This is a genomic window from Shewanella sp. 10N.286.52.B9, assembly GCF_002873635.1.
Taxonomy (GTDB): domain Bacteria; phylum Pseudomonadota; class Gammaproteobacteria; order Enterobacterales; family Shewanellaceae; genus Shewanella.
In genome coordinates this window covers 26,512-33,846 of record NZ_MCTY01000167.1, presented here as the reverse complement: position 1 = coordinate 33,846, position 7,335 = coordinate 26,512, and the positions used below count along the sequence as shown (strand labels likewise).

Below are 7,335 nucleotides of genomic sequence, written 5' to 3'. Positions count from 1 at the left end.
ATTTAATTGTGTTTATTGTAATATCTTAAAAGTATGAATTAAGCACACTGCAAGTATGAATGATTAATAACAAACTCATTCTTAAATTCATATTTTGTAAATTAACTTTATTGCTATCATCAATGTATTGATTTCATATACACCTGTTTTGGCAAAGCGTGTTTGGGCAATCTATAGGGACATTGATATGAGTGTTAACGGAAAAGGGCTTTATGCAGTGAAAAATACTGTGGCATTCTTCGTATTACATTGTTGTTTCGGACTTGCAGTTAGTCATGCCAACGAATCACTCACTTTGGCACTCTCAGGTGTTATCGAAGATAAATGTGAAATCACTATTCCAAGTAGTTCGCCTTTTGATTTTAGCCAACAGCTAATACACAGTACAACGCTGTCTATTGATTGTAACCAAACGATGTTGGTCGCACTTCGCTCTGAGTACGGTGGGCTTAAATTAAATCAAACTCAGGATGATAATAGAATTATCGCAGCCTATGATATTGATTTAAAAATTGAATCGATTCAATTTAATATGAGTGCGAATAGTTTTGATATTCAACAAGAGCAACGATTTAATGCTGGCGAAAAAATTCCATTTGCGACGTCGGGTAGTTTAGAGATTAGCCTTCCTGAAGCATTGGTATATGCCGGGAAATACACCGATATTCTGCATGTTGAGGTTTATCCTAATTTTACCATGCAGGGTATTTAATGAAGTTTTCTCCAGATGGAGAAAGTTGCCGACCGATAGGCAAATATCGGTCGGCATAGTAAAAAACCAATCTGAAATTTTAAAAGGAGTTTTACAATGAGAAAGATTACTTTAATTGCGGCATCTTTAACAGCACTATTCGCCAGTACAGCTAACGCTGGTGACGTTCAATTAGTTGGTTTTGTTCCTGCGGTATGTGAGGTGACAGGTCTAAATACTCAATTAAATGATTTTGGTAACTTACAAGGCGCTAATACCGCTTCTGATATTGATTTTGATGTTGAATGTAATGATGTCGATGGTGCAAACATTGAAATGATTAGTGCTGAAGGTGGCCTAGAATCAGATGATGCTGAAGATCAATCTATGCCTTATACGGCTACTTTAGCCATAGTTGGTTATGCTTCTGACCTAGTGCTTAATGCGCCTGGTGGTATGGGCACTAATGGTGCAAATGTTAATCAAGATTATTCTGCAGGAGGCTTGCTAGGTGGCGCATCAGCAACATTGTCATTTAGCACACCGGGTGGTGCAAGCTGGTCTGGTGGTTATTCTGATACGTTAACCGTTCAAATTAATGCGGCTAATTAATTTAGCGTAGTCAGCACAAACATGAGGGACATAACTCCCTCATGTTTAATTATATTAATATGGAGTGTTTTATGATTAAAAATATGACTACATCATGTCTAGTGGCAATGGTCAGTCTTATAACCGTTTTTAGTTTACCGAATGCTTTTGCTTATAAAGTGCAGCCCATGGTGGCTGAAATGTCACCTGTAGGTAAAAAAGCACAGTTAAATCTGCGTATAGAAAATAATGACAGTGAATCACTCACTGTTGAGATGATACCACTGCAGTTGGTTATTAATAACTCTGGTAAAATTGAATATATTCCAGCTGAAGATGATTTATTAATTATTCCTGTGACGGCTATTTTAAAACCTGGCCATTCTCAAGCTGTTATGGTGCGCTATTTAGGTGAACCTGATATCGCTGAGTCAAAAGCTTATAGCGTCGGTTTTCGTCAAATACCGATTTCCATGGAGGGAGATAATATTTCACAAGTGAAAATGGGGGTTAATTTTAATACCCTAATCAACGTAGTGCCGACCAATACGAAAGCAAATTTGCTAGTTAAAGAATTAAAATTAATAGATGGAGAGTGGAAAATAACGATTAACAACTCCGGTAACCGCTATGTACGTTTAAGTGAAACTCAATGGCAAGTTAGTGATGGTGCAAACTCACTGCAGTTAAATAAAGAGCAACTTTCTGAGTTACTGAATGGCAATTTATTTTTACCCAACTCTTCTCGAACGTTAACGATGAAGCCTATTGAATCATTCAGTATGGATAAAATTGAGATTAAAATTGAAATTATGAAATAGTGAGTTAGACTTTTTATCAGGCACCTGCTGTGTCAAATTTGTAGTTTCTTTTAGATAACGAACCTTTGAGATAAAAAGGAGGCTTATGTACATCAACTCGATAAACTTACAAACAGTGCTTGGATGGTGCGGTATTTCTTTAATGTCTCTGTTCTTAGGAAAACCAGTGTATGGAATAGAGATCTCACCTATGGTTACCGCACTCTCTATTGATAGTCGTCCTAATTATCAGCAATTTTTAATTACAAATAATTCTAATTTAACTTTACCTGTAGAAATTGATGTTAATGAAATTGAGTTTAACCCCCTAGCAAGTGGTGCGAGCTATAAGGTTATATCAGAAACTTCCACCGATTTATTAGTATTTCCTCCAGCAACCGTTTTAGCTCCAGGTGCCGTTCACTCCGTTCGTGTTCAATGGCTGGGGCAAGATACCTTAGCCAATTCCCAAAGTTATTTTATTCGTTTTAGCCAGCCTCAATTAGTCGATGATAGTGCAAGTAAAAGTGGGGTTAAAATATTTGTACATTTTAATGCGGCAGTTCACGTATCGTCCAGCAAGCAGCAACCTCAGTTGGTGATTAATACATCCTCTATTCAACATCAGATTATTAATATAGATACTGATTATTCATTACAAAAGAAACAACAAAATACCTCGTCATTGTTAAAGTTTACGGTTGATAATATAGGTAATAAATACGCTACGCTTAATGATTATTATTTGAATATAACAGAAGCCGACGGTAATACATTTACTATCGAAGAGGAGGCGCTTGTAACAGATCAAATTAACACCTTTTTTCCTCCACATTCAAAACGTGAGGTGTCCATTAATCTTGGTCGCGTATTGTCTGAAGGATTTAGTTTAACCATTACCCCTGTGGCGCGTTAACTTGTATGAGCAAATTAATTCAACGATTGCTCCTAATGTGCTTATTACTCTCTTTTTCACTCATGGCTGAGGACGTAATATTAAACACCACTGGACGGGATATTAATCTACAAAGTTTATTTCGATTACAAGACAGTCTAATTGGTGATGTTGAATTAACGATAACAGCAGATCAAAAAATTGAACTGCCAGCCACATCAACTTTGGCGTTGTTGGCTGACACCCTTGTACCGGAAACGCTTGAGCTATTATCGACATTTCAGCATGATGATGTATTAAACCAAGCTGATTTTTCAAAGGCTGGGCTTAGTTTGACTTTTGACATGTCAACTTTTGAACTAATAATGCAAGCACCTATTGAGGCGCTTAAAATTAGCGGCCTATCGTTTGCTCCCAGCAAAAATACCCGTCGATATATAGAAGCGTCATCATTGAATGGTTATGTAAATCTCCACTTGTCTGCTACCAATACTTCGAATATTAGTGATGATAGCCAAAATTTTCTCGATTATAACCACCTTCTTGAAACTGGGCTTAATTACCGAAATGCCGTTTTGGAGTATGAGGCGGTTTACAATCATTTAGATGGTCAATCTGGAGAGTACTCTCGCCAAGGTACGCGTCTTAATATTGACTTTCCTAGCCAGGGTACTCGTATGGTTTTGGGGGATTTTTATAGTCGCCCCAGTGGTTTTCAGTCTGGTATTGATTTTCTTGGGTTAGGGATTTCTCGTGACTTTTCACTTATTCCAACCAGAAATGTTAGGCCAACGGCTGCACGTCAATTCACTTTAGAACGAACTTCTGAAGTTGATGTTTTAATCGATGGGGTGGTAGTAAAAAGGCTCAGCCTTGGTGCGGGTTCTTATAATCTTGAGGATATTCCTTTAGCCGAAGGCGTTAGTGATGTTGAGTTATTGATAACCGATCGTAATGGACGTCAAGAACGAATAAATTTTAGTATTGCCACGGGTATGGATCTGCTAAAACCTGGAGAATTTGAATATGCATTTAGTTCAGGAGTGACGAGTGATTTAGTTGAAGACAAGCTTAAATACGACCGCGATGCATTTGTTGTCGATGGTATGTTGGAGTACGGTCTCACGCCATCACTAACATTAGGCGTAAACATGCAGGCGGCACCTAAAATCTACCAACTGGGGCAACGGAGTTTGTTTGCTACAGGATTAGGTGTGTTTGATTTAAACCTTGCTTATAGTAACCAAGATTTAGTTGGCGAAGGAGCGGCTGCCAGTTTAGGGCTTGATGTCAGTTTCGAAGATGGCCCTGATAATTCTCAACTCAGTTTTTTTTATGAATATTTTTCTCAGTCATTTACTCGAGTCGATGATTTGTTTCAAAGATCTGATGATTCGGTTTTTAACCCTATAGATTTACTTTCTTCTTTAAATATTAACAAACATTTTTTCACCAGCCGTTATAGCCGATCAATCACTCAGGCTTTGCGAGTTAGCCTAACCCTTAACTATATTGATGTATATCAAAAGGAAGGTGATTATTGGACTATTAGCCCAGCACTTTCTGGTGATCTATTTGATACCCCAGCCACTTGGAGTGTTCGGTTAACACACAAAGATAATCAGGATGAAAGTAACGAATTTAATGCATTACTTACTCTAAGTTGGCCGTTTGGTTCATCTCGCGTGGTGAGTAGTTATAGCAGTGACTTAGAAGATTTAAAAACGGAATATAGTTATCTTAACGGCATCGGAAAAACAGGTGGGGTCAATATGTTTATCGGTGCACAGCGAACCAGTGATACAGATGCTAACCTAGAAGCGGGTATTGATTACTCTGCTAATCGGTATCAAGCCAACCTTCAACATACTAGCCGGTTTACCGACTTTACGAATAAGCAAAGTAGTCATTTTAGCCGAGCAGAACTTTCATCAGCATTAGTGTTTTCGGGTTCTCAGTTTGCTTTTGGTCGACCCGTTGGAGATAGTTTTGCCATTATTCAACCGCACGCTAACTTAGCAAATAATCGTATTGATGTGGATATGTCAGATGAAGGGGCGAGAGTGCATAGTGACGGTGTAGGCGCAATGGTTGTTCCAGATCTTGTCGCATATAATGAGCAATTAATTTCCTATGATGTAACAGATTTACCTCCTGGTTACGATTTAGGTGAAGGGGTGTTCGCGCTCAATCCTGGATATAGACAAGGTTACTCACTTCAAGTGGGCTCTGATGCAATTATCACGGCTATGGGGTCAATTTTTGATAACAAAACGGGTGAACCTGTTAGTTTATTAGCGGGTAAAGCGATATCTCAAACAGATAGAAACTTTGAAGCATTAGACTTTTTTACTAATCGAAGCGGACGATTTGCGATTAGCGGCCTAAAACCTGGCACCTATTTACTCAAGCTAAATAGCGAATCAGTAGGTACATACGAGCTTATTATTAGCGATGAAAGTGGTGCATTACTTCGCTTAGGTAAGATTTATGTTGATTAACACGAGATGTATAACACACTCATCTCCTAGGAGGACATATGACTCAGACTAACTCTATCAAGTTGATTAAGACAAAACTTAAGAAGGTTTTCTGTCTGATCGCTATAATTATCGGTTCTAGTTTATTTACTATTAGCGCTTTTGCTGCTTGTGACGCTCGAGTGCAAAGTGTCAATTTAATGAGTTCAGGAGTTCAAAATCAATATGATGTGTTTGCGACAAGTACTTTTGGTTTAGTGCAGTCTTATGAGGTGAAAGTAAATTTTAGTGACCTCAATGAAGATTGCTCCTTGAGTTTAATGATTTCAACTGTCCAGCAAGGGTATGAACTTACAGGTCAAGGTGGCAATTTATTATCATTTACGCCATACCTTCAAACTTCCGGCAGTTTTATTCAAAATAGACACTGGTTTGCAGAGGTATCACCTAACCAATCTACTTTTCGTTTTCAATTACGATTCCCGTCACAACAATTTGGAGCTGCTGGGGATTATTCAAATCAATTAATCGTTCAACTCATCCCAAGCCCAGAACAATCATCGATAGTTCTAGATGAACGTAACCAATTAATTTCATCTCGTATTCCACCTGTTGCGAGCATTAGCTTTTACGGCTTATCTCAAAGGCTTTATCCATTAGACCTTGGGCGATTAACAACAGGTAAAAAGGTAAACATCGATCCTAACTTGTATATTCGTAGTACTACAGGCTATGAAATTAGTTTCCGTTCAGATAATCAAGGTAAGTTAAGACACCAAAGTAAGCATGAACGCTGGGATGTTGACTACGAATTCAGTGTTGCTGGCAGTGTGATTGATTTTTCGGAAGCAGGTAATCAGCTAATTGTTAATGCACCGCAAAACCCTAACGGTCAAAGAATTCCTATGACGATTCAAATAGGTGAAACAGAAAATAGGCCTGGTGGTGTGTATGAAGATGAGATTCATATCGATATCAGTGCATTAGGCCTCGGAGGTTTTTAATCTAAAGCTGCTTATTAAATAACATCGCTCTTTGGCGGAGGGGATCAGTAAGTCACTATTTTTTAAATCTGTTTTATCAGCAGCTAAAACAGATTTCAGCTATAGAAAAGAAGATGACTCAATTGAAACAAATAACGCTAAAATTACTCTCTACAATTTTATTTCATTGGAGGATTTTTTATATTTATGTAGATGAACCTTTGCCCAATTCACCGCTTGGATACGGTTTTTAACCTCAGTTTTCTTGAATACCTTATAAAGATGAGATTTAACCGTGTGTTCACTCACAAATAGTGCGTTAGCAATATCAATGTTGGAGTTGCAGGGGGTGAGTAATTTCAGTACATCACGCTCACGGCGAGTGAGAGAGACGGGTTGTTGTTCTGGAGGGAGTTCATCCTTTCGGTAGTGTTGCAGTAACTCGCTCATCATTGTTCTTGGCAACCAACATTCACCCGCGAGAATTTTTTTCATTCCACGCTCCAATAATTCCAGTGTGCATGATTTGGGGAAAACACCACAACAATTTGGCCAGTCGAGTAAATCTCGCTTTTTGAAGTTTTGAGAAGTATTCAGTAAAACCGTATGAACTTGGTTAATATTTTCATTAAATAAACTATCCCAATAACTTTCATCAATATTCGGTAAGTTCGCTACATCAACAAGTAACAATGGATTTGATCTATTTTCGAGGCGAGAGAGCTCCTTTTCACTGCTAATGAATGTGGTCTCACAACCTAAATTAGAATTTAAAAAATCAGAAATAGCTCGACTCTGAATAGATAACTTCATGACTAAAAATAAAGTTTGTTTCAACATAATGAATAATTTCCTTTTCATTATAATGGTACCGTGAAGCGCAGAAACTGTCTCT

General features: G+C 38.0%; 7 protein-coding genes. 6 read left to right on the top strand and 1 reads right to left on the bottom strand.

Annotated elements, in window-relative coordinates; translation table 11 throughout:
- The first annotated feature begins 187 nt into the window (after positions 1-187).
- From BCU91_RS10415 to BCU91_RS10390, 6 genes are all read left to right on the top strand, one after another.
- On the top strand, positions 188-712 hold the full coding sequence (locus BCU91_RS10415) for a hypothetical protein (RefSeq protein WP_102531430.1): 525 nt from the start codon (positions 188-190) through the stop codon (positions 710-712).
- 96 nt (positions 713-808) lie between these two features.
- The gene (locus BCU91_RS10410; RefSeq protein WP_102531429.1) at positions 809-1,303 is read left to right on the top strand and encodes a hypothetical protein; all 495 of its coding nucleotides are present in this window, start codon (positions 809-811) and stop codon (positions 1,301-1,303) included.
- A gap of 71 nt (positions 1,304-1,374) precedes the next feature.
- On the top strand, positions 1,375-2,103 hold the full coding sequence (locus BCU91_RS10405) for a molecular chaperone (RefSeq protein WP_102531428.1): 729 nt from the start codon (positions 1,375-1,377) through the stop codon (positions 2,101-2,103).
- Positions 2,104-2,188: 85 nt separating this feature from the next.
- Complete coding sequence (locus BCU91_RS10400) at positions 2,189-2,998, top strand: hypothetical protein (RefSeq protein WP_133126599.1); 810 nt, start codon at positions 2,189-2,191, stop codon at positions 2,996-2,998.
- A 5-nt stretch (positions 2,999-3,003) separates the two neighbouring features.
- Positions 3,004-5,478: a fimbria/pilus outer membrane usher protein gene (locus BCU91_RS10395; protein ID WP_102531426.1), complete on the top strand. Its 2,475-nt coding sequence runs from the start codon at positions 3,004-3,006 to the stop codon at positions 5,476-5,478.
- Positions 5,479-5,516: 38 nt separating this feature from the next.
- On the top strand, positions 5,517-6,461 hold the full coding sequence (locus tag BCU91_RS10390; protein ID WP_102531425.1) for a hypothetical protein: 945 nt from the start codon (positions 5,517-5,519) through the stop codon (positions 6,459-6,461).
- A gap of 150 nt (positions 6,462-6,611) precedes the next feature.
- Here the strand turns inward: BCU91_RS10390 and BCU91_RS10385 are convergent, their stop codons facing one another.
- Positions 6,612-7,280, bottom strand: a complete 669-nt coding sequence (locus BCU91_RS10385) for a LuxR C-terminal-related transcriptional regulator (RefSeq protein ID WP_157936285.1) — start codon at positions 7,278-7,280, stop codon at positions 6,612-6,614.
- Positions 7,281-7,335: the final 55 nt, after the last annotated feature.